The sequence below is a fragment of the Mesobacillus harenae genome (assembly GCF_013343715.1).
Taxonomy (GTDB): Bacteria; Bacillota; Bacilli; order Bacillales; family Cytobacillaceae; genus Mesobacillus_A; species Mesobacillus_A harenae.
The window spans coordinates 1-1,151 of sequence record NZ_JABUNR010000038.1 but is presented as its reverse complement, the minus strand read 5'-3'; the positions used below and the strand labels follow the sequence as shown (position 1 = coordinate 1,151).

Genomic DNA, 1,151 nt, shown 5'->3' with positions numbered 1-1,151 from the left:
TGATCGGAATGTAATATGGCATCTGGATGAAAATGGCCATCTAAGGCATCCTCCAGTTTTTTCAGCGTTTGATAAACAATATCCATTTGCAGCGACCTTGATAAATAATAAGCAAGGATTTCTTTGGTGGCGACGTCCTTCACACAGGACAAATATGCTTTTTGGCCTTGTCCATAATATAAATAGGTAATATCGGTAAGGAGTGCTTTCCCTGGCTCATCCTGTTCAAATTTACGGTTTAGATGATTAGGACAGGTACGGTGTTCCTGCGTTGCTTTGGCCATCTTCCGATATGGATTCGCTTTCCTGATCTTTGCCACAAGCCCATACTTTGCCATCAATCGCCTGATTTTTTTGTGATTCATGATGACCAAATAATCATTCTCCATAATCATCTTGATTTGGAGGGCGCCTACCTTTCCGTTTTTACCGTTGAATATCTCCCTGATCAATTTGATGTCCTGTTCATCTTGTTCAAGCCGATCTTCGCGGGAGGTAGCTGCTTTAAGCCAGTCATAGTATCCATTCCTGCTTACTCCTACAAGTTCACACAGATAAGAAACCATATTCTTTAACTGATGAGTTCCAATGGTTTTTTCAATAAGATGAAATTTTTCTGCCGGTGTTAGAATCGTTTCTTCTTCGCCTGCCTCTCTAGTTCTTTGAGCTTTTTTAGGAAGTCGTTCTCTGCTTCAAGAAACCTGATGCGTGCTTCTGCCTTCCTTAGTTTTTCCTCAGCGGAGAGAGATTTGGAAGAAGGCCTACCGGTACTTCCTTTTCCTCTGCGTTCTACCAAAAGCCCTTCCTTGCCGTACCTGTCATATGTCTTACGCCAACGGTGTAGACACTTCTGTGGTTGTTTTCTGCCAATTAAGACAAGGTCAAAACCATGGTCGATAAAGATTTGGACTGGTGTCTTTCCTTCCTTGTATTCTTCGATCGCCTTTACCTTAAACTCCCGGCTGTAAGAAATAGTACGATCAGATGCACTTAAAACATTTGGATTCTTTTCAAGTTCTTTTATCTGAAAATCGGTATATAAATTCTTCCCCATGATACTCCTCCGTCCCCTCAATAATTCTATTGAAACACAAAAAACCCCGTATAAGGGACACTTTTTTATCAGTGTCCGTTATACGGGGTATAGCTCA

General features: G+C 41.4%; 2 protein-coding genes. Both read right to left on the bottom strand.

Annotation, left to right across the window (positions count from 1 at the left end):
• A partial coding sequence (locus HRJ06_RS22885) for an IS3 family transposase (protein ID WP_174735235.1) occupies positions 1-566 on the bottom strand: 566 nt, incomplete at its 3' end.
• Positions 567-625: 59 nt separating this feature from the next.
• The gene (locus tag HRJ06_RS22880) at positions 626-1,054 is read right to left on the bottom strand and encodes an HTH domain-containing protein (RefSeq protein ID WP_174735234.1); all 429 of its coding nucleotides are present in this window, start codon (positions 1,052-1,054) and stop codon (positions 626-628) included.
• Positions 1,055-1,151: the final 97 nt, after the last annotated feature.

Coding starts and splice junctions, on each gene's coding strand:
- HRJ06_RS22880 (WP_174735234.1), bottom strand. CDS start 1,054: ATGGGGAAGAATTTATATACCGATTTTCAGATAAAAGAACTTGAAAAG.